At 61.7% G+C, this 19,478-nt stretch carries 20 protein-coding genes; 15 read left to right on the plus strand and 5 right to left on the minus strand.

Going from position 1 to position 19,478, the window contains the following annotated elements:
* Positions 1-9 precede the first annotated feature (9 nt).
* The 4 genes from H6P80_RS14835 to H6P80_RS14850 all read left to right on the plus strand — a co-directional run bounded on the left by H6P80_RS14835 (position 10) and on the right by H6P80_RS14850 (position 4,220).
* Entirely contained in the window at positions 10-1,638 is a 1,629-nt protein-coding gene (locus H6P80_RS14835) for a thiamine pyrophosphate-requiring protein (RefSeq protein WP_185802206.1), read from the plus strand.
* 89 nt (positions 1,639-1,727) lie between these two features.
* Positions 1,728-2,633 carry a TauD/TfdA family dioxygenase gene (locus H6P80_RS14840; RefSeq protein WP_221893050.1) on the plus strand — a complete coding sequence of 302 codons (906 nt, stop codon included), beginning with the start codon at positions 1,728-1,730 and terminating at the stop codon, positions 2,631-2,633.
* Positions 2,630-3,937 (plus strand): spinster family MFS transporter, encoded by a 1,308-nt coding sequence (locus tag H6P80_RS14845; protein WP_185802208.1) that lies wholly within the window; start codon positions 2,630-2,632, stop codon positions 3,935-3,937. Before H6P80_RS14840 ends, H6P80_RS14845 begins: the two co-directional genes overlap by 4 nt.
* Positions 3,930-4,220 (plus strand): hypothetical protein, encoded by a 291-nt coding sequence (locus tag H6P80_RS14850; protein WP_185802209.1) that lies wholly within the window; start codon positions 3,930-3,932, stop codon positions 4,218-4,220. Before H6P80_RS14845 ends, H6P80_RS14850 begins: the two co-directional genes overlap by 8 nt.
* Here H6P80_RS14850 and H6P80_RS16780 read toward each other — a convergent pair.
* Together H6P80_RS16780 and H6P80_RS16750 are read right to left on the minus strand one after the other, a co-directional pair.
* Complete coding sequence (locus H6P80_RS16780) at positions 4,192-4,560, minus strand: RraA family protein (RefSeq protein ID WP_407947261.1); 369 nt, start codon at positions 4,558-4,560, stop codon at positions 4,192-4,194. The genes H6P80_RS14850 and H6P80_RS16780 overlap by 29 nt on opposite strands.
* Positions 4,461-4,691, minus strand: a complete 231-nt coding sequence (locus tag H6P80_RS16750; protein ID WP_328805042.1) for a hypothetical protein — start codon at positions 4,689-4,691, stop codon at positions 4,461-4,463. The genes H6P80_RS16780 and H6P80_RS16750 overlap by 100 nt, the downstream gene beginning before the upstream one ends.
* 412 nt (positions 4,692-5,103) lie before the next feature.
* Between H6P80_RS16750 and H6P80_RS14860 the strand changes: the two genes are divergently transcribed.
* From H6P80_RS14860 to H6P80_RS14895, 8 genes are all read left to right on the plus strand, one after another.
* Positions 5,104-6,114, plus strand: coding sequence for an amidohydrolase family protein (locus H6P80_RS14860; protein WP_185802210.1), 1,011 nt, complete (start codon positions 5,104-5,106; stop codon positions 6,112-6,114).
* 2 nt (positions 6,115-6,116) lie between these two features.
* Positions 6,117-7,112 (plus strand): DODA-type extradiol aromatic ring-opening family dioxygenase, encoded by a 996-nt coding sequence (locus tag H6P80_RS14865; protein ID WP_185802211.1) that lies wholly within the window; start codon positions 6,117-6,119, stop codon positions 7,110-7,112.
* Between the two features lie 11 nt (positions 7,113-7,123).
* Positions 7,124-7,795: an RraA family protein gene (locus tag H6P80_RS14870; protein WP_185802212.1), complete on the plus strand. Its 672-nt coding sequence runs from the start codon at positions 7,124-7,126 to the stop codon at positions 7,793-7,795.
* The gene (locus tag H6P80_RS14875; protein WP_185802213.1) at positions 7,792-8,445 is read left to right on the plus strand and encodes an RraA family protein; all 654 of its coding nucleotides are present in this window, start codon (positions 7,792-7,794) and stop codon (positions 8,443-8,445) included. The genes H6P80_RS14870 and H6P80_RS14875 overlap by 4 nt, the downstream gene beginning before the upstream one ends.
* Positions 8,446-8,448: 3 nt before the next feature.
* Complete coding sequence (locus H6P80_RS14880; protein ID WP_185802214.1) at positions 8,449-8,991, plus strand: flavin reductase family protein; 543 nt, start codon at positions 8,449-8,451, stop codon at positions 8,989-8,991.
* Positions 8,992-8,993: 2 nt separating this feature from the next.
* Entirely contained in the window at positions 8,994-9,284 is a 291-nt protein-coding gene (locus tag H6P80_RS14885; protein ID WP_185802215.1) for a YciI family protein, read from the plus strand.
* Positions 9,285-9,482: 198 nt separating this feature from the next.
* Entirely contained in the window at positions 9,483-10,523 is a 1,041-nt protein-coding gene (locus H6P80_RS14890) for an aromatic ring-hydroxylating dioxygenase subunit alpha (protein ID WP_185802216.1), read from the plus strand.
* Between the two features lie 129 nt (positions 10,524-10,652).
* The gene (locus tag H6P80_RS14895; protein WP_268938920.1) at positions 10,653-11,321 is read left to right on the plus strand and encodes a GntR family transcriptional regulator; all 669 of its coding nucleotides are present in this window, start codon (positions 10,653-10,655) and stop codon (positions 11,319-11,321) included.
* On the opposite strand, the gene H6P80_RS14900 is transcribed toward H6P80_RS14895, so the two are convergent.
* Positions 11,318-11,638 carry a hypothetical protein gene (locus H6P80_RS14900; protein ID WP_185802217.1) on the minus strand — a complete coding sequence of 107 codons (321 nt, stop codon included), beginning with the start codon at positions 11,636-11,638 and terminating at the stop codon, positions 11,318-11,320. The two genes, H6P80_RS14895 and H6P80_RS14900, sit on opposite strands and share 4 nt — an antisense overlap.
* Before the next feature lie 80 nt (positions 11,639-11,718).
* Here H6P80_RS14900 and H6P80_RS14905 point away from each other — a divergent pair, with 80 nt between their 5' ends.
* Positions 11,719-12,987 carry a Rieske 2Fe-2S domain-containing protein gene (locus H6P80_RS14905; RefSeq protein WP_185802218.1) on the plus strand — a complete coding sequence of 423 codons (1,269 nt, stop codon included), beginning with the start codon at positions 11,719-11,721 and terminating at the stop codon, positions 12,985-12,987.
* A gap of 4 nt (positions 12,988-12,991) precedes the next feature.
* Positions 12,992-13,777 carry an amidohydrolase family protein gene (locus H6P80_RS14910; RefSeq protein ID WP_185802219.1) on the plus strand — a complete coding sequence of 262 codons (786 nt, stop codon included), beginning with the start codon at positions 12,992-12,994 and terminating at the stop codon, positions 13,775-13,777.
* A 5-nt stretch (positions 13,778-13,782) separates the two neighbouring features.
* On the opposite strand, the gene H6P80_RS14915 is transcribed toward H6P80_RS14910, so the two are convergent.
* Both H6P80_RS14915 and H6P80_RS14920 read right to left on the minus strand, forming a co-directional pair.
* Entirely contained in the window at positions 13,783-14,997 is a 1,215-nt protein-coding gene (locus H6P80_RS14915; RefSeq protein ID WP_185802220.1) for an MFS transporter, read from the minus strand.
* A 46-nt stretch (positions 14,998-15,043) separates the two neighbouring features.
* Positions 15,044-16,459: an MFS transporter gene (locus H6P80_RS14920; RefSeq protein ID WP_268938921.1), complete on the minus strand. Its 1,416-nt coding sequence runs from the start codon at positions 16,457-16,459 to the stop codon at positions 15,044-15,046.
* A gap of 199 nt (positions 16,460-16,658) precedes the next feature.
* Here H6P80_RS14920 and H6P80_RS14925 point away from each other — a divergent pair, with 199 nt between their 5' ends.
* Positions 16,659-19,472: a TonB-dependent receptor domain-containing protein gene (locus H6P80_RS14925; RefSeq protein ID WP_185802222.1), complete on the plus strand. Its 2,814-nt coding sequence runs from the start codon at positions 16,659-16,661 to the stop codon at positions 19,470-19,472.
* The last annotated feature ends 6 nt before the right edge of the window (positions 19,473-19,478 follow it).

Here is a 19,478-nt window from a genome sequence, read left to right on the forward strand (position 1 = left end):
CCCGGTATCATGAAAGTTGGCGCCGCGATCGCGGAAATATTGAAGCGCGAAGGGGTCGATATCATTTTCGGCTATCCGCGCAACGCTGTGCTCGAAGCGGCGGCGGCGGAAGGCATTCGGCCGATCATCGTCCGCCAGGAGCGTACGGGGCTTCACATGGCCGACGCCCTGTCGCGGCTGACGCGGGGCGAGAAGATGGGCGTCTTTGCCATGCAGCATGGACCGGGGACCGAGAACGCCTATGGCGGGATCGCCCAGGCCTATTCGGAATCGGTGCCGGTTCTCGTGTTGCCGCAGGGCTATGCGCGGCGGCTGGCCCATGTGCCCGACAATTACAACGCCTCGCTCTCGATGCGCGATATTACCAAGTCCGCCGAACCGATCACCGCGGCGGGGGAAACGGTGGGCGTCCTGCGCCGCGCATTCACGGCGCTGCGTAACGGACGGCTGCGGCCGGCACTCGTCGAAATGCCGTCGGACATTCTGGACGATGAGGTCGGTGAGCCGATCACATACGAACCGGTTGTCCGCACACGTTCGGCGCCGGACGCCGTAGCTGTGCGCGCGGCGGCGGAATTGCTCGTCGGCGCAAGACGGCCGGTCATCCATACGGGGCAGGGCGTGCACTGGGCCGAAGCCTACGAGGCGCTACAGGCCCTTGCCGAACTGCTCGCCGCGCCCGTCAGCACCAGCCTTGAAGGCAAGAGCGCATTTGACGAGACCCATCCGCTGGCGATCGGATCGGGCGGCGCGGCGATCCCCGGACAGCTGCGCCACTTCCTCGACGAGGCCGATGTCATCCTCGGCATCGGTTGCAGCTTTTCTGAAACCCCGTTCGGTGTCCGTATGCCGACCGGCAAACGGGTCATCCATGCCACGCTCGATCCGGCCGACATCAACAAATCGGTGATCGCCGAACAGGCCTTGGTCGGCGATGCGCGGTTGAGCTTGGAAATGCTGGTCGAAGCCTGCGCCGCGCTGATCGACACGCCGCGCGATCCCGCCGCCGTGCACCGGGAGATCGCCGAGGTGGAGGCGCGCTGGATGGACGAATGGCGGCCGCTGCTCGAATCGACCGATGCCCCGCTGAGCCCCTATCATGTACTCTGGCAGCTCCAGCAGACCGTCGATGTCGCCAACACGATCATAACCCATGATGCCGGCAGCCCACGCGATCAGCTTTCGCCATTCTGGAAGACGACCGCGCCGCTCAGCTATATCGGCTGGGGAAAGACGACGCAGCTCGGCTACGGCCTCGGCCTTGCCATGGGCGCGAAGCTCGCCTGCCCCGACAGGCTTTGTATCAATGTCTGGGGCGATGCGGCGATCGGCTTTACCGGCATGGATTTCGAGACGGCGGTGCGCGAGCGCATCCCGATCCTTTCGATCCTTCTCAACAACAGCGCGATGGCGATCGAGCTCAATCAGATGCCGGTGGCGACGGAACGTTATTGTTCGACCGACATATCGGGCGATTATGCGGCCTTCGCCCGCGCGCTGGGGGGATACGGAGAGCAAGTGAGCGCGGCGGACGATATCGTCTCTGCGATCCGCCGCGGGATCGAGGCCACCGAGGCCGGACAACCGGCGCTGATCGAGTTCATCACGGCCAAGGAAACGCGGGCATCGCGGTTGTGACGGGGGCAGGCGTTCGCGACCCCGCCAATTGGCGGGGCGACGATCGCGAGGTCGCGGGCCGGCTGACGCGAATTTTGTCGGAAGATGAAATGCGAGCGTTACGCAATCTTGCAGATTGCCATGCCGGTCGGCCAACCGACCAAATCGCCGCGGTCGATTTTTCAGCGCCGGAAATCGGCGGGCTGATCCTGGACTTGCAGCATGCTGTTATGGATGGGGCGGGAGCGATGATTCTTAGGGGCCTCGATCCCGGTTCGATGGAAGCGGGTACTTTCGAGCGCATCTTCTGGGGACTGGGCGCACAGCTCGGTGATGGTGCGATCCAGTCGGCGGCTGGCGAACGCATCGCGCGCGTCGAGAAGCGCGAGGACAACCCCGAAGGGCGCGGCACGCTGATGGACGGCGAACTCAGGCCGCATACCGATTTGCATGAAATCCTCGCGCTGGCTTGTATCCGTGAAGCGGCTGAGGGTGGCGAATCGATGCTGGTCAGTGCCGCCGCGCTGCGTGATGCCGTGGCAAGTCGCGATCCCGAAGCGCTCGCCGCGCTCGAGCGGGGTTATTATGCCGGCATCAACGAGGCGGTCGGCGGCGCCGAGCCGGTGACGCGCGAACCGGTTCCGATCTTCAGCGAAACGCAGGGACGGCTTAGCTGCTGGTACAACCGGTTTTTCCTGGCCGCTGCTGCCCGGGCGAGGAGGGAGGAATTTCCGGAGGCCTTTGCGCGCGCCATGGCGGTCCTCGACGAAGAGGCGATGCGGCCGGGCCTCGGCTATCGGTTCGACCTTGCGCCGGGGGACATGGTGTTCTGGCACAACTGGACCTGCCTTCATGCCCGCCAGGCGTTCAAAGACGGGGACGGACGCACGCGATTGCTGCTGCGGCTGTGGCTGAATGTCGAGTGCGGCAGGCCCGTTGATCCGCGCGTTGCGGCGCGCGCTGCGGCTATCGACGCCGATCATGCCGCTGCCTTTGCGAGAAGGCAGGTCGCGTGAATGCCGAAGCGGAAAGTGCTGGCGATGACAAACCGCGCGTAGGCGACTGGAATTTCCCGGCAATCTATTCGCTCGGTTTTCTCTGCCTGATATCGGTATTCAACTATCTCGACCGCGCGATCCTCGGCCTCGCTTTGCCGTTGATCAAGGAAGAGATGCAGGTTTCCGATACGGCGCTCGGCCTCGTCTCGGGGCTCGCTTTCGTGCTTTTCTACGCCATTCTCGGCGTCCCTATCGCATGGGCTGCCGACCGGTGGAACCGCCGGAACATCATCGCGATTGGCTTCGCCTTCTGGAGCGTGATGACCGTGGCGACCGGTTTCATCGCAAATATCTGGCAACTTGCGATCGCGCGCTTCTTGATGGGGGCCGGTGAAGCGGCCGGCCTCGCACCGTCGAACTCGATGATATCCGATACATTCAGGCGGGAGCGGCGCCCCTTGGCGCTTGCCATTTTCGGTACGGCCAACTCCATCGCCTTTATCGCGCTCTTTCCCATCGCCGGTTGGATCGCGACCGAATATGGCTGGCGCACCATGTTCGTGGCTGCTGGTCTGCCGGGCCTTGGTCTCGCGCTGCTGTTCTTCTTCACGGTAAGAGAGCCCGAACGCGGTGCCGTCGAGGACAAGCCCTCGCGCTTTGCCAATGTCAATTTTCGCGAAACGATCGGGTTTCTGCGCGGCACGCGGACCTATCTGCTGATCCTGCTGGGTGTCACCTTCATGGGCGCTAACGTGTTTGCAGCGGGCGCGTGGACACCGACCTTCCTGAACCGAGTACACGATATGACGATCGCCGAAGTGGCCACCTCGATCGGCCCGGTTCGCGGTGTGCTCGGGGCCGTCGGCATCCTAGCGGGAGGGCTCATGATCGACAGGTTGGGAGCTCGGTGGACGGCTTGGCGGATTCGCATCCCTGCGCTGGCCTGCATCCTGGTCGGTCCAGCCGAAGCGCTGTTCCTTCTGGGCGATCCGCAATGGCTCTGGCTCCTCGGCTTCGGTCTCACGAGCTTTCTGACGCTCATTCACCAGGGGCCTATCTATGCGGCGACGATGAACGTCGTCGGCGTCCGAATGCGCGCCTTGGCCGTCGCCATACTCATTTTCTGCGCAAGCTTGCTCGGACAGGCCGTTGGGCCGCTGGCTGTCGGCATATTGAACGACGCGCTTCAGCCCGAATTTGGGCCGCTGGCTATTCGCTATTCTCTGCTGATCATCGCGATCACCCCTGTGCTCGCGGGTATATGTTTCTGGGCTGCTGCCGCGTCTTACCGGCGGGATATGACAAGGGCCGAAGGTGACTGATCCGAAGCCGAGCCTGCCATCACAGGCTGGCCAGTCTGAGGTTGCCGAAGAACTTTACGGCATTCTGGGGTTTCATGTCCGCCTTGCCCATATGGCTCTGAAGCAATATTTCCATACGCATCACGGCGGGTTGAATCTCACACAGAATAAGATCGCAATTTCCGAGCATGAATCGTCGGTGCTGCGGAATTTCGGCAAGTCTGAACTGAAACAGGCCGTTTCGCTGCTCAGGAAGATCCACGAGAGGGGGCGCGTTAATCGCCGCGGCCGGGATCGGGAATAGAATACCCCGATGCGCGGAATTTCTCTCTGTCGTCGCGCAGGTTGAAAAGGTCCAAGCTTAAAACGCCATCCGCCAGTTTTCGCCGCTTTTCGCTTTCGTCCGCCTCCCGGTGAAGTGATTTTTCCAATGTGGCGTTCGCTTCGTTCCGGGCAACGACGCAAACGCCATCGTCATCCGCTACGATTACATCTCCCGGATGGATGAGAGCGCCGGCGCAGATCACTGGAAAGTTCACATCGCCTAATCTCGCTTCGTCAGCCGCGCGCCCAGACCGAGCGCGACCAGACCGGGAAGCGGCGATTTCGTAGCGGTCGACGTCGCAGATGGCGGCATCGATAATCGCACCTCGGCAGCCATGCGCAATTGCGATGCGGCAATTGCATCGTCGAGGAAACTCTCATGAGAGGGGCTAACAGTTGCGACGACTAGGATATCGCCTTCACAAAGCCGTTCGATAGTGGCGTGAATCATCAGACAATCGGCTTCCGGAACTGCACAGCTACGGCGGTGCCCGCGATTCTCAAACCCCTGATAGTCGGCCGAATCGTCGAATCGATTAGGCCGCGTCGCCCCTGCGCTTCGTGAACGGTCGCTGCGCCGCCAGATTCGAGACCTTCTGTCAGCCGCCGTTCGGCGCGCTGAATCTCTCGAACCACAATGTCTGCATCGTGGAAAGCAGAGGTGAGAGTGGGGCAAAGCCGGGATAAATTACATACTGAATCATATAACAATATTCGGAATGCGGTAAATTCGGGATGTTCGAGAGGCGCGATCTTCGATCCCGAATGAGCGTCTGCTTGACCGTCCCGGCGCGATAGTTATACAAAATAGTATCCAAATTGCGTAGGTTGTTTGCGCAGAGACGTTTTGCAGGGGCCGAGTCATGATTATCGATTGCCATGGCCATGTCAGTGCCCCGGCCGAGCTTTGGGTCTACAAATCCCTGCTGCTCTCGCACCGCGGCGAACATGGCAGGCACTTTCCCGAACTCAGCGACGAACAAATTCTCGCACATACCAATGCGAGGGAAATGGCGCCCTGTGGCCATCTCGACATGCTCGACAGGGTCGGCACGGACCTGCAACTGCTTTCGCCGCGGCCGTTCCAGCAAATGCATTCGGAAAATCCCGGTTATCTCGTCCACTGGTTTTGCGAAGAGACCAACAACATCATCGCCCGACAGGCGGAGCTTCTCCCTGACAAGTTCATCGGCATTGCCGGCATTCCCCAAGTGGCGGGAGAGCCCGTGGAGAACGCGCTGCCGGAACTCGAGCGGGCGGTGTTGCAGCTGGGTTTCAGGGGCTGCCTGCTCAATCCCGATCCCTATGAAAACAGTGGCGCCGAGCCTCCGGCGATGGGCGACCGCTACTGGTATCCTCTCTACGAGAAGCTCTGCGAACTCGACGTGCCGGCGCATATTCACTCAGCCGGTTCGCGGGCTGCGCGGGCGCCCTACACGCTTAATTTCCTGCTCGAGGAAACGATGGCGGCCTATGGCCTCATCAATTCGGACGTCTTCAGAGATTTCCCGCAGCTCAAGATAGTAGTGAGCCATGGCGGAGGCGCAGTGCCCTATCACGTCGGGCGGTTCCACGCGAGCCATCTGCGCAAGGGCCGCGATTTCTACGAGGAAATGCGCAATCTTTACTACGATACGGTGCTCTATTCCGAAGAGGCGCTGAGGCTTCTTATCAAGACGGTCGGTGCCGACAGATGTCTGTTCGGCGCCGAATGCCCTGGCGTGGGCTCGTCTGTCGATCCTGCAACCGGCCGGACGCTCGATGACATCGCGCCCTTCATCCTGGGTTTCGACTGGCTCGGCGATGCGGAAAAAAGGATGATCCTCGAGGATAACGCCCGCGCGCTCTTCAATCTCGGCGAAGGAGCCGCCTGACCATGGCCGAAATAGTACTCGGTATCGGCACGAGCCACGGTCCCATGCTGGTTACTGACACCGAACTTTGGGGCACGAGGATACCGGCAGACAAGGCGGCGCGGCATCCCTGGCGTGGGAAGCTCTGGAGTTTTGACGAGTTGGTCGAAGCGCGCAAGGACGAGCGGTTGGACCTGCAGATCTCGAAAGCCGTGCTCGACGAACGCCAGGCACGCAGCCAGGCGGCGATCGAGACGCTTGCCGATGTCTTCGCCGAAGCCGAGATCGATGTGGCGGTCATCCTCGGCAACGACCAGATGGAAATTTTCGACGAGCGGCTGATCCCGGCTTTCTCGGTCTATTATGGCGAGACGATCTCGAATACCGAATTCACCGACGAACGGATCGCGCAGCTCCCGCCCGGGATCGCCGAATCCATTGCCGGTTATATCCCGCCCGGCGGCGCCGATTATAGCGGCCATCCCGAGCTCGGACTGGCGATTATCGAGGGCGCAATGGCCGACGGATTCGACGTTGCCACGATGAAGGCGCTGCCCAAGCCCGAAACGCCGCACGCATTCGGCTTCGTTTACCGGCGGATCATGCGCGACGACCCGGTGCCGAGCGTGCCGGTGCTGGTCAACACCTTCTACCCGCCCAACCAGCCGAGTGTTTCGCGCTGCTATGATTTCGGCAAGTCGGTGCTCGCAGCGATACAGGGTTGGGAAAGCGATGCCCGCGTTGCCGTTATCGCGTCGGGCGGACTCACGCATTTCGTGATCGACGAGAAGGTCGACCAGCTTTTCTTCGATGCGCTGCGCGATCGCGATATCGGTCGCGTGGCCGAACTCGGCGAGGCGGTGTTCCAGGACGGCACTTCCGAAATCAAAAACTGGGTGCCGGTTGCCGGTGCGATGGCCGAGCTGGGTCTCGATCCCACGGTGGTGGATTATGTGCCCTGCTATCGAAGCGAGGCAGGGACCGGAAACGCCATGGGCTTCGTCCATTGGCGCGCCTGAAAGGATAAGCGGTGATTGACGATGCCGGTTTAGTAGAGCGCCTGAAAAGCCTCGATTGCTGCGCGCTTTCTGACGCGCTCGATAAGCTGGAACTGCAAGGGGCGGTAACGGGTCTGCGCCAGGAATCCGGTGCGGGGCGCATTGCGGGCCGCGCGGTGACCGTGAAGCTCGACACGGGCTATCCGCCGCCAGGTCCGCCACGTCATCTCGGCACGACGGCCATCGAGATGGCTGGCCCCGATGACGTGATCGTGATCGAACAACGGACCGGCGTAGAAGCCGGCTGCTGGGGCGGGTTGTTGACGCTTGGCGCTAAGGTGCGGGGCATCGCAGGCGTCGTTGCCGATGGCCCAGTGCGCGATATAGACGAGGCGAGAAGCCACGGCTTCCCGATCTTCACCAACAAGACGACCTGTCTGACCGCGCGCAGCCGCGTCGTCGAAAAGGCGACCAACGAGCCCATCGAGATCGGCAATGTGAAAGTCTCGCCCGGCGACTATGTCGCCGCCGACAACAGCGCCGTCATTTTCATCGGTTCGGAAAATATTGAGCATGTACTGGACACGGCGGAAGCGATTGCGGCGCGGGAGGCGGCGATGGCGGGCGCGATCGAAGCTGGCACACCGATCAGCGAGGTGATGGGCGGCAATTACGAGCATATGCTTGATGAGAAGGACGGATGAGCGGCGACGGTAACGTCGTGCGCGCGGCCGCCCTCGACACGGCGAGCCTCAGCGACGCGCTCGATCGCTACGGGATAATCGGCCAATGCTACAGGATCGCGAGCCGGCATCCTTCCTTTGGGATGGCAGGTCGCGCCTTTACCATGATCTGCGGCCCCGCCGCGACGCCGCCCGGCACGGTCGGTGATTATATCGACGACGTTCCCGAGGGGCATGTCGTTGTCATCGACAATGGCGGGCGCGAGGATGCGACGATCTGGGGCGATATCCTGACCGAGATCGCCCACCGCCGCGGGCTTGCCGGCACAGTGATCGACGGCATCAGTCGCGACGTTTCGCTATGCCGCGAGCTTGGCTATCCGGTATTCAGCCGCGGCCACTGGATGCGCACCGGCAAGGACCGGGTGCAGGTCGAGCGGCTGGATTGTATCGTCACCATCGGCGGCGCGCGCGTCGCGCCCGGCGACATATTGCGCGGCGACGCCGACGGCGTACTCGTCATCCCGCAGAACCATGAAGACGCTGTCCTCGACGCGGCCGAAGAAATCGCGGGAGCGGAGAAGAAAATCCGCGATGCGGTGCGGGACGGCATGCGGCTGGACGAGGCGCGTAAACAGCTTGGCTATCACAAGTTGCAGAGCCGCTCCTGAGCCATGACCGCCGATATCGACAGCTTCAAGGCGGGCATGCGAAGGCTTGCCGCGAGCGTTGCGATTCTCACGGTCGATGCCGAGGGGCAGGGGCAGGGCATGACGGCGACGGCCGTCTGCTCTGTATCCGCAGAACCTCCGGCGCTGCTATGTTGCATCAACCGGGCGAGCGCCACGCGAGAGGCTTTCATGCAGGCCGATGCCTTCGCAGTGAATCTGCTGGCCGCCAGAGATCGAACGCTCGCCGACCGGTTTGCCCGGCCGATGCCCGCCGATGAACGGTTCGCGCTGGGGCGGTGGACGCGGGCGGTTACCGGCGCGCCGATATTGGAGTCGGCAATCGCGAGCTTCGATTGCCGTCGCAGCGAGACCGCCGAGATCGGCAGCCACACGATTTTTTTCGGGGAAGTCGAAGCGGTGCGCCTGAGCGAGCACCACATCGCGCCGCTCGTCTATGCCGATGGCTGTTACGGCAAATTCGCGGCCACGCGGGAGGTGCCGCATAGCGAAATTTTCTGGATGTCGGGCTGGCAGGAGGAGGGTTGAAAATGAGTCATTATCTCGTCGAATATGCGGAGCTGGGAAATGCCGAAGCGCGCGAGGCGTTACGGCCCGACCATATCGGCTACCGCAAGGGGCTTGGCGGCGGAATGGCGCTAGCCGGGCCGCTCCTCGACGATGCGGGCAGCCCGGTGGGGAGTGTGGTTATCCTGGAAGCGGAAGATCGCGCCGAAGCCGAGCGAATCGCGTCGGCCGATCCCTATGTCGCGGCCGAAGTGCTCGAGCTCGTCTCGGTCAGGGCCTACCGCATCGTGGCGATGAACCCGCCGCAAGGCTGACTCCTTGCTCGTACAGGGCGAGGCAATGCCAATGACGAGGGGCGGGCGCCCGCTGCAGGCATGGTCCGGCGGAAGTCCGTCCATCACAGAAACGGCAACCGCCGATCATACTGGCGCACTGCACATTCGACGCGCAAAAGCATTGAATAGAATTCATAATCGTTATACGATTTTTCCTAACTCGAAAGGTCGATGCGCATGCCCTATCTGATGAACGGCTGGTACATGGCCGCGTTTTCCGACGAGGTCGGGGAGCGCCCTATCGAGCGAACGCTTCTCGATATACCGGTCGTCCTTTATCGTTTGCCCAACGGCAAGGCTGTCGCTCTGCACGATCGCTGCCCGCATCGCTTTGCGCCGCTTTCCGAGGGGCTTTTGGTCGGAAGCGAGCTGCAATGCCCCTATCATGGTCTCCGGTTCGGTGCTGATGGTGCTTGCGTGCACAACCCGCACGGACCGGTGCCCAAATCCGCACGTGTGCGCAGTTTTCCGATACACGAGCAATATGGACTCATCTGGTTTTGGCCGGGCGATCCCGAAAAGGCCGATCCCGACATGCTTCCGGACCTGCTGTTTCTCGAGGAAAATGGCGGAAATTCAGTAGTTTTCGGACATTTGCACGTCGACGGCAACTATCAGCTCGTCGTCGATAATTTGCTGGATCTGACCCACGCTCCCTATCTCCACCCGCAATTCGCGGTACCGGGCGTGTCGACCGAAGAGCGGCTGAACCAGACGAAAACCAAACTCATACGCGACGGCGATCGCGTATCGGCAATGCGCTGGCGACCGGACAGCGAACCCAATGCGCCGACCCGGACGATCTTCGGTTTTACCGACGAGCGCATGGATTCGCGCTCGCACATGCATTGGTATCCGCCGTCGCTTATCCATTTCGATCTCGGTGCGGCGCCGGTTGGCGGGTCCGAACACGCCGGGCTTTGTATTCCCGCGCTCCACGCCATCACGCCGGAAAGCGAGCTGAGCTGTCACTATTTCTTTGCCCAGGCGCGCAACGTGAAGCCCGGCGATCCCGACGTGGATCGTGCGCTGCTCGAACTGCTCGACACTGCCTTTCGGGACCAGGACGAGCCCATGATCGAACGCCAGCAGCGCCGTATGGGTAGCGTTTCCGATCTGGCCGAACTCGATCCGATTTTGCTGAAGACCGACGCGGCACCTGTCGAGGCACGCCGCGTTCTTGCGCGCCTTATCGCCGAGGAAAAGGCGGAAGCATAACAAGCCGCCGGTCAATAGGTGCGATGATCATTTCTTCGTGAAGTTTCGCCTCGCCGTTGCAAGGCGGGCCACCCTCGTGCATTCGACGAGTTTGCTATACATCATGTCCTACTGTTCGCGGGGTGAATTTTGTCGACCGAGAAAAAGCAGGCATATTCCGGCGTTCCAGCGAAGATCGCCGATGAATTGAGGGCCCGGATTGCACGCGGTGCACTGGGCCCGGGCATGCGGCTTGGCCAGACCGAGCTGGCCGCGCAATTCGAGGCCAGCCGTGTTCCGGTGCGCGAGGCACTGAAGCTGCTCAGTTCCGAAGGTCTGATCGAACATGATCCCAATCGCGGTTTTTTCGTCGCCCAATTGTCGAGCGACGAAGCTCGCCAGCTCTTCCGGATGCGCGATCTGATCGAGGATGAATTGCTGAAGACGGTGGTATGGCCCGAAGCGCGCGCGCTGAAAGCGCTGACGCAGCATGCGGCCAAGCTCGATACCCTGCTCGACAAGGGGGAACGGCTCAATTGGTGGTCGGAGAACCGGGAGTTTCACAATCTCGTTTTCGAGCTTTCGCCCAACAAGATAATGGTGCGCGAAGCGATGCGGCTCTGGGCGCTGACCGACCGGTTCAGGGCGATATTGCCGCTGCCGCGCCGGCCGGGCGCTGCGCGGGATGTCGTTGAAAAAAACTACCTCGTCGATGCCCTGTCAAAACGCGACATGAAGCAGTTGCTCGCCGTTCGCCGGGAGCGGCGGCGGGCGTTCGAGCAGATGGTACTCGAAACCCTTGAGGATCGCGGGCTTTAGGCAGTTTTTCCTTCAGGCTCGGCGAGGTCGGCGAGAATCGCCTCCTCAAGGCGCACCGCGGCCGCGAGCGGGCGATGGTCGACGCCGACGAGATCATGGGCTTCCGCGATTGCGAGGCGCAGATCTTCCAGCCGCTTTCTGTCTCCGCCGCTATCGGGCGTTGCCAAAGCAAGGTCGATAAGCCGCCAGGCCTCGTCAAGTTCGGCCTCCCGATAGATGAAATGCTCAAAGCTGGACGAGCCGCGCAACCGCTCGGCCAGCATTTTCAGCGTCGCGCGATCGACGGCCGTGACTTCCATGATATCGTCGAGATCCATATTCTTTCCTTTTCGGGGCGTGACATCCTGCGTCAATCGCGATATTAAATACAAGATAGTATAACGATCTGGAGAAGGCCATGCTCTCCCACGAAGACAATGAACTGCTGGTCCGGGTTGGCCCGGACACGCCGATGGGGGCATTGATCCGGCGCTACTGGATACCGGCGCTGCTCGAATCCGAACTGTCCGAAGCCGATGGCGCGCCCGTGCGAATCCGGCTGCTCGGCGAGGATCTCGTGGCATTCCGGGATAGCGAAGGCCGGATCGGGCTGCTCGACGAGCATTGCCCGCATCGCCGTGCCTCGCTGGCACTCGGAGTGAACGAGGAGTGCGGCTTGCGCTGTCTCTATCACGGCTGGAAGTTCGATGTCGAAGGCCAGTGCGTCGATACGCCGACCGAGCCCGAAGGGAGCAAGCTTGCCAAGCGGATGCGCACGACCGCCTATCCGACGCATAGCGCGGGCGGCATGATCTGGGCCTATATGGGGCCGGCGGAAGCCGTCCCGCCTTTTCCCGAATTCCCGTGGCTCGACATGGCTGAGGGGCATTCGGTGCCCTTCAAGATCATGGAAGACTGCAACTATGCGCAGGCCGTCGAGGGCACGGTCGATTCGGCGCATGCCGGCGTCCTCCACCGTGAAAGCCCGTGGACGCACGAAGCGAAATATCCGCACGAAAAAGATTTGCGGCCGAAACTCGAAGTGGAATTCACCAATTACGGACTGCGCTATTGCGCGACGCGCAAGCTCGACGAAGAGATGATGCACGGCCGCGTTACCCAGGTCGTGCTGCCTTTCTGGACGCTGATTCCGCCCGATGGCGGGCGAGCGCCCGAACATCGCCGCAACCGCCGCCTCGTCAACGCCTTCGTCCCGCGCGACGATGTGTCCACCTGGCATATCCAATGGTTCTTCGACGAGGGGCTCGAGATCGACGTTCCGGGCCGCATCGAGGAAGGCGGCATGTGGATGGACGAGAATTTCCGCAAGACCGTGAACATCGACAACTGGTATGAGCAGGATCGCGAGATGATGCGCACGACGAATCTGTCGGGCATCAAGGGCATCCTGACCCAGGACCATGCGGTAAGCGAGACGCAGGGGCGGGTCCTCGATCGCACCAAGGAACATCTCGGTAGGTCCGACATGGCGGTCGTCGCCTGGCGGCGGCTGATGCTGCAGGCGGCGAAGGCCCTCGGGCAGGGCGAATCGCCGTGCGGGACGACTGCACCGATCGACTGGTCCAAGGTCGTCGCCGAAACCTTCGCCTTCCCCAACAGCTCGACCTGGAAGGACGAACTGCCGTTGCCCGAGGAACTGAAGCCCGAAATTTCGACCGCCGCCTGAGCCGATGATCGTCGACAGCCACTGCCACGTTTCGACGCGCTGGTACGAGCCTGTCGACACGCTGCTTTTCGAAATGGACCGGTGCGGCGTCGACAAGGCGGTGCTGATCCAGCTGCTCGGCAGCTTCGACAATTCCGATATGGCCGATGCGCGGCGCAATCACCCCGGCCGGTTCGCCTTCGTGGCCGCCCTTCCGCCGGAGCAAGCGGATGCGGCGGCTGTGAAACGCGCGGCTGGGGAAGGCGCGGCCGGGCTGCGCCTGCGAGCTTCGTCGTCTTCTCCGGGTGAAGATCCTGACGCCCTATGGGCGGCGGCCGAGGAAGCGAAGTTGGCGGTAAGCTGTGTCGGCCCCGCTGAAAGTTTCGTCGATGGCCGTATCGCGGGCTTTGCCGAAAGCTTTCCCGGCCTGCCGATCGTGCTCGAGCATCTCGGCGGCCTGGCGCGGCCCGATGTCGGCGATCGCGGGGCGATGGTCGATCCTGTTCTCGGCCTGGCAGCGTATCCGAACATTTTCATCAAAATGCCGGGCCTAGGCCAGCTTGCGCCCCGCGTATCGCTCGACGGCGAGGGGGTCCCGCTCGATCTCGAAGGCGTTGCCGGATTGCTCGAAAGCGCCGTCGCCGCGTTCGGCCCGTCGCGGATCATGTGGGGCAGCGATTTCCCCCCGGTCGCGTCGCGCGAGGGTTATGGCCACGCACTAGCCTGGCCTCGCGAGCTGTTGCACAGTCTCGACGACGAAGCGCTGGGCGCCATATTCGGCGGCACGGCAGCGCGCATTTTCGGGCTCTAAACGGCCTAGGCGGCAACCGCGTCAGGCCGCGGCCGTAACGTCTGCATGAGCAGGACGACCAGCAGCGGGGGGATGGCGAACAGGATATAGAGCGGCGCGCGATCGACGCCGCTTGCCAGCGCATAGCCTGCGATAATCGGCCCGAGCGTGGCGCCAAATCGTCCGATACCGATGGCGAGCCCGGTTCCGCCGGCCCTGATCTCGGGCGGGAAAACGATCGGGGCGAGCGCGTACAGGCTCGTCATCGCGCCCGCCATGAAGATGCCTGCCAGTATTGCCACGACGAACAGCGGCGCGACGGCCGCGGGCAGCAATCCGAAAATGGCGATCAGAACGGCGAAGCTGGCGAAGTAGATCTGGCAGACCCGTTTCCAGCCGAGCCGGTCGGCCAGAACGCCGTAGCTGAGCCCGCCCGCGAGGCTGCCGAAATTGAGCAGCAATGTCGCGGTCACGCCGATCTCGCGCGACAGCCCCAGATTTTCGACAAGCTTGGGTGTCCAATTCAGGATGAAGAAGAAGCTCATCATGTTGAGGAAGAAGGCAAGGCAGATGATGATCGTTCCGCTGCGGACACCCGGCGCGACGAATGTCTTGAGCGGGAAGCGCGGCGCGCCGGCGGATCGCTGCTGGCGCGGCTCGGGCAGAAAGGCCCAGTTGAGCAGGAATACTATGAACGTGCCGATGCCGCCGGCGAAGAACACCCATTGCCAGCCTTGGCCATCCATTACGGCAACGGCGACAAGGCCTCCGAGCATGGACCCTGCAGGATAGCCCATGGAGAAGACGCTGATCGCGAGGTTGCGGCGCGCCGGCGGGGCGGTTTCCGCGACGACAGTATTGAGCGTGGCGAGAATGCCGCCAATGCCGAGCCCGGTGAACAGCCGTAGCGCGAGGAGCTGCTCGACCGATTGCGCGAGACCCGAGGCGAACATCCCGGCCGCCATCGCCGCCATGCAGGCCAATGCGACCCGTCGTCGCCCGAACATGTCGGCGAACGGCGAGATGAAGAGCGAGCCGAGCATCATGCCCGCAAGGCCGGCGCTGAACAGATATCCGAGCATCGCGGGATCGAGAGACCATTCGCCCATTATCGCCCCGCCCGTATAGGCGATCGCCATAACGTCGAAGCCGTCGACCATGTTGGCCAGGACGCAGACGCCGATAACGATGAGGCTGTTTCCGCTACCCGCCTTGCGGCCCGAGAGTTTCGCTTCGCTCATCCTATGTCCTTTTCGGTCAAGACCTGTGGTGGGGCGCCTTGTTGTGTCAATCCGCGGTTCCCGACGCGCTGCAGGTCGTCCCTGTTCCCGGCGGGACGGCCGGACCATTTCCCGAGGCCGGTCGGATCGGTCGCGCTTCACCCACGACCTGTCGGCGGATCGCGCCGCCGCTGATCATGCAGAGGCCCAGGGTGATGGCCACGGTCACGAAGAAGCCGGTCGTCCCGAACATCTCGAGCGAATGAACGCCGGTATAGGAACTCAGCACGGCGCCCAGGCGGCCGAACGCCGATGCCGAACCGATCCCCGTGGCGCGCGCATCGGGGCCGTACAGGTTGGCGGCGAGCGTATAGAGCGAATTGTGCAGCCCTGCGACGAAGAAACCTTCGACCATGATCAAGGCAAAGGTCAGGATCTGCAAATCGGCATTCTGGACCGTCACGGCAAGCAAAACAGCGACGATGCTCCCGCCGCCGCACATCCCGATGTGCGACCAGCGCGATCCGAAGCGGTCGATCAGCAAGCCGCAAGTCAGGCATCCGATGACGCCGCCCATATGGAAAGCGGTAATGCCCGTGCTCGCCAGGGTAAGGCTGAAATCCATTGATGAAAGCATCGTCGGTACCCAACTGAATATCGTGTAGCTGGCCAGGAGGCAGGTAAAGAACCCTGTCCATAGCAGCAGGGTGTCGCGCCAACGGCCGCGACCGAACAACGCGGATAGTGGAGCGCGCGCATGGTGCGCGTCCTCTGCATTGGCAGCGAATTGCGCTCCGGCCGGGGCCGAAATACCCATCCGCCCCATCAGCGCGACGAGCTGCCCTTGCCGCTTCGGATCGCGGGCCAGGATGCGCGGCGATTCCGGCAGCGTTTTTGCGAATATCAAGGCCAACATGATCGGCAGCGATCCGGCCACGAGGAACAATGTGCGCCAGCCCCAGTGCGGTAGAACCGAGGCTCCGGCAGCGCCGGCAATAATTCCGCCGATGGGTATGAATACCATGCCAATGGCTATCCCGCGGCTCCGCCGCCGCAGCGGCGTGAACTCGGTTATCAGTGCCGCGCCGTTGGGAACCGCCGCTCCGATGCCGAGGCCGTCAAGGAAGCGCACCGCCATCAGCATCTCGATATTCTGGACAAAGGCTCCGGCGGCGGTCATGATTCCGAAAAGCAGGATGGCCAGTATCACGCCGATACGCCGCCCGAACCGATCCCCGAGCATGCCGCCCACCACCGTGCCGATTGCAACGCCGGCAAGATTGAGCGCCGCCACCGGAGCGAACGCCGATCGCGCTACACCCCAGTCCGCGATGAGCGCCGGAAGGGCGATACCGAGGCTTTGATTCGCCAATCCATCCATTGCAAACAGCAAAGCGAGCAGTCCGAGAACGCGTTTTTGATAGGATGACCAAGGCGCATCATCGACTGCCGTTCCCACGTCAAATTGCTGTTTTTCCGCCATTTTGCCTCTCCCCTGCGGGCTTGTACTACTCGCCTCTATTCCACTTTGTTAGGCGTCCGTGCATTCAGGATTGTATTCAAAATTGACATGCGGTTTGGAAAAGAGCAATAATCCTTGAAAATAAAGGTAGAGGAAAGGGAGGGGGAGCATGCAGGTTCCATCAGCTATTGCAGACCAGGTTTTCGTTGGACGCAGATTCTTGGCTTGCGCATCCGTGCTGGCCATTGCGGCAACGTCGTCGCCGGCGCTGGGCCAGGATATCGACACTGCCGGACTCGACGGAGAGGATCCGGTTGATCAATCTTCGAGCAATGAAACCATTATCGTTACCGGCACACGGATTCCGGGCATCGCTCCGATTGGTGCCAACGTGCTGGGCCTCGATCGGCAGGCGATCGACGAGACCGGTATCCCAACGACCAACGATCTGCTGAGATCTATCCCGCAGATATTCAATATCGGACTCGACGAGGCCCGCACCACCGGCGCGCAACGTGCGATCGCCAATCTTAACGGCAACAGTTCGGTCAACCTGCGCGGCCTCGGCGTCGAAGCTACATTGACCCTGGTCGATGGCCGGCGCGTGGTTCCCGGTGGCGGTGAAGGCCGCGGTTTCGATCCTAATACGATTCCGGCGATTGCACTCGAACGGATCGAGGTCCTAGCCGATGGCTCTTCCGCGATTTACGGCTCGGACGCGATGACCGGCGTGGTCAATCTCATCACGCGGCACAATTATGATGGCGTTATGGTAAGGGGCAGGGTCGGCGTCGCCGATGGCGGGGTGGAACTCTATCAGGCGGAAGCCGTGGTCGGCACAAACTGGACGACGGGCAACGTTGTCGTCGCCGGCGAATATTATTTCCGCGACCGTCTCCAAACCCTGTCGCGCGCCGATCTCTACGACGATTCCGACGCGCCTTCTTTCCGGACGTTTCCGACCAATATCGGTGGGAGCAATCCCTCAAGCGGGTTTGTCGATGCCAATGGCAACGGCTTTCTCGATCCGGGCGAAGACATGGGAAATCCGGTCTACACGCAGAGCAATTTCCTCGGCACAGACGCGCTTCCCGAGCAGGAACGCTATTCGGTCTACGGCTATCTGGAGCAGGAATTCAGCGACAGGCTCACTTTCTTTGCGGAAGGCTTCTTCTCGCGTCGCAATCACGAACGGCTTTACCCGGCTTCGACGCTCAACAATGGCGTCGTGCCGGCGAACAACCCCTACAATCTCACCGGCGTCCCGGTCACCGTCCAATATTCGTTCATCAACGATCTCGGACCGGACCTGCGCGCGGGCTCTGAGGAAGTGTGGGAGGTCATCGCCGGTCTCGAATATGATCTGACCGATGATTGGCGCCTTTCTGGTTACGCCTCCTATGGCGAGACGACGAACCAGCGTATCCGCGATCGGATCAACAATGGTGGGCTGACAGCAGCGCTCAATAGCTCGGACATCAACACCGCCTTCAATCCGTTCAGCAATGGTATCAGCGGCTATCCTTCGGCCACGGTCAAGCGTTCGGTGTTAGACAATATCGAGCAGTTCGAAAATCTCGATGCGACTATTGGCCAGTTCAACGCGCAAATGCAGGCTGACGGTACACTGTTCAGCATCGGCGGCGGCGATGTCCGCCTTGCCTTTGGCACCGAATATCAGGGCCTGTTCCGTGAACAGACGATCCAGACCGTCCGTCCGACCGGAGAGATTTTGCCGCCGAATATCTCGCCGCGACAGGAACGCGAAGTCCTCTCGGCTTTCGGCGAACTGTTCGTACCGGTCATCAGCGACGAAAATGGCGGACCGGGGGCTCGCGAGCTCTCGATCTCTTTGGCGTTGCGATACGACCATTATCAGGACGAACAGATCGCCCCTGCGCTGACATTGCTCGACGCGGGGACGTGGAACCCGAAAATCGGCATCCGATACCAGCCGTTTGAGGATTTGTCTTTCCGTGCCACCTGGGGCACGTCGTTCCGCGCGCCTGTGCTTGGCGATTATTCTCTCGGCGCCCCGACGGTATCCTTGCCGACGGTGATCTCGCCGGGCGTCGCGGCGGCGAACGGCCTGCCGGCGGCTCCGGTCTATATTACGACGCTTATCCAGGGCGGCCATACGCTGGGCCTCTCCCCAGAAGAGGCCGAGACCTGGACTGCCGGGATGGAATTCACACCGGATTGGCTGCCAGGTTTGGTGGGATCAATAACCTATTATAACATCGAATTCACAAATCAGATCCAGCCGCCGGCGAGCCAGAGCTCGCTGAACGATCCGGACTATGTGGCGGCGCTCGTCAGTTCGTCTGAGAATCTCATCATTCCGGGCACCGGTCTTGTGATTTTCAATCCGACGACGGACCAGCTTCAGCAGTTCCTGGCCTTTGGTGGGGCAGCGACCGCTCATGTCGGCGTACCCGACCCCTTCCTGTACGGTTCGGGCAGCGCTCCGGTGGGTCCGCAGAACACCGCAGTCTACGCCCTGATTGACGGGCTAAGCCACAACACCGGAATTGTGCAGACCGACGGTATCGACGTGTCGCTCCAATATAGCTTCGATACGGATATCGGTACTTTCTCGATCGGCGACACATTTTCATATGTGTTCAATTATGATCAGTCGCTGCTGAGCTCGGCCCCGTTGCAGGATTTTCTCAACCAAGTCGATTTTCCCTTGCGCTTCGTGAACCGGGCCCAGCTCGGTTATGCGGTCGAGGGGTTCGCGGCAAACGTCTTCGTGAATTACCAAAATGGGTATGACAACACGACGGTTACTCCGGCCGCCAGGGTCGAATCCTATACGACATTCGATTTGACGGTGACCTTCGACACCGGCGACCGGCCCGATATGAGGGCGCTGCGCAACATGCGTTTTGCTTTCAGCGCGCAAAATCTGTTCGACGCCGATCCGCCGTTCGCGCGCGTCGTTCAGGGCGCGGCCGTGCAAAACTACGACAGTCAGAATGCGAGCCCGCTCGGCCGGTTGTTGAGCTTCCAGATCACGAAGAGCTTCTGACGGCTG

It is taken from the genome of Parasphingopyxis marina (assembly GCF_014237875.1).
Classification (GTDB): domain Bacteria; phylum Pseudomonadota; class Alphaproteobacteria; order Sphingomonadales; family Sphingomonadaceae; genus Parasphingopyxis; species Parasphingopyxis marina.

Coding starts and splice junctions, on each gene's coding strand:
- H6P80_RS14885 (WP_185802215.1), top strand. CDS start 8,994: ATGAGTCATTATCTCGTCGAATATGCGGAGCTGGGAAATGCCGAAGCG.
- H6P80_RS14910 (WP_185802219.1), top strand. CDS start 12,992: ATGATCGTCGACAGCCACTGCCACGTTTCGACGCGCTGGTACGAGCCT.
- H6P80_RS14880 (WP_185802214.1), top strand. CDS start 8,449: ATGACCGCCGATATCGACAGCTTCAAGGCGGGCATGCGAAGGCTTGCC.
- H6P80_RS14905 (WP_185802218.1), top strand. CDS start 11,719: ATGCTCTCCCACGAAGACAATGAACTGCTGGTCCGGGTTGGCCCGGAC.
- H6P80_RS14865 (WP_185802211.1), top strand. CDS start 6,117: ATGGCCGAAATAGTACTCGGTATCGGCACGAGCCACGGTCCCATGCTG.
- H6P80_RS16750 (WP_328805042.1), bottom strand. CDS start 4,691: ATGATTCACGCCACTATCGAACGGCTTTGTGAAGGCGATATCCTAGTC.
- H6P80_RS14890 (WP_185802216.1), top strand. CDS start 9,483: ATGCCCTATCTGATGAACGGCTGGTACATGGCCGCGTTTTCCGACGAG.
- H6P80_RS14860 (WP_185802210.1), top strand. CDS start 5,104: ATGATTATCGATTGCCATGGCCATGTCAGTGCCCCGGCCGAGCTTTGG.
- H6P80_RS14835 (WP_185802206.1), top strand. CDS start 10: ATGAAAGTTGGCGCCGCGATCGCGGAAATATTGAAGCGCGAAGGGGTC.
- H6P80_RS14840 (WP_221893050.1), top strand. CDS start 1,728: ATGCGAGCGTTACGCAATCTTGCAGATTGCCATGCCGGTCGGCCAACC.
- H6P80_RS14875 (WP_185802213.1), top strand. CDS start 7,792: ATGAGCGGCGACGGTAACGTCGTGCGCGCGGCCGCCCTCGACACGGCG.
- H6P80_RS14915 (WP_185802220.1), bottom strand. CDS start 14,997: ATGAGCGAAGCGAAACTCTCGGGCCGCAAGGCGGGTAGCGGAAACAGC.
- H6P80_RS14900 (WP_185802217.1), bottom strand. CDS start 11,638: ATGGATCTCGACGATATCATGGAAGTCACGGCCGTCGATCGCGCGACG.
- H6P80_RS14920 (WP_268938921.1), bottom strand. CDS start 16,459: ATGGCGGAAAAACAGCAATTTGACGTGGGAACGGCAGTCGATGATGCG.